Origin of the sequence: Bacillus cereus group sp. BfR-BA-01331 (genome assembly GCF_022663915.1) — a bacterium.
Taxonomy (GTDB): domain Bacteria; phylum Bacillota; class Bacilli; order Bacillales; family Bacillaceae_G; genus Bacillus_A; species Bacillus_A mycoides.
In genome coordinates, this window is record NZ_JAKUGJ010000143.1 from 1 (window position 1) to 643 (window position 643).

Sequence of the window (643 nt, forward strand, 5' to 3'; positions counted from 1 at the left end):
ACTGCAGAGGATCGTACGGTAGGTAAATGTCCATTATGCCAGGGGAGAGTTATTATAGGGAAAACAAACTATCTATGCGAACAATACAAAAAGGGTTGTGATTTCATTGTTTCAGGTATGATACTTGAAAAAAGAATTACAGCAAGCCAGATTAAGAAATTATTAGAAAAGAATATGACAGATACAATCCAAGGCTTTATATCGAAAAAAACGGGGAAATCGTTTGGTGCAAAATTAACATATGACTCTGCACAGAAGAGAATAACCTTTGTATTTGAGAAGAAGAAATAATATTATAAAATCCTAAATTTCATATATAAAATTAATAAGAATTATGATATGATGAAAGTAACAAAATACTTCTAAATCTACCTGCAAAAGGACACACCTACGCATACATATGCCGTAGGTGTGTCCTTTTTTCGTTGTCTATAAATCCCTAAAAAAGAGAGGGGGAAGATATATTGCGTACGAGTGAAATACCATCTAAAGATGTATCTTTTGAGAATGTGGAGAGTCATAAGCGTAATAAGGGGAATGAAATATCAGTATGTCCCAAATGTAAAAAGCAATCATTCAGGGCTACGTTTAACGAACATCCAAAGTGGGTTCGTTTTTGCTTGTGTTGTGATTATAAAGAAGT

1 protein-coding gene is annotated in these 643 nt (G+C 33.4%); it reads left to right on the top strand.

All coding sequences use genetic code 11. The annotated features are described in order from the left end of the window. On the top strand, window positions 1–291 hold a 291-nt coding region (locus MR155_RS31325; protein WP_242312122.1), incomplete at its 5' end, for a topoisomerase C-terminal repeat-containing protein. Window positions 292–643: the final 352 nt, after the last annotated feature.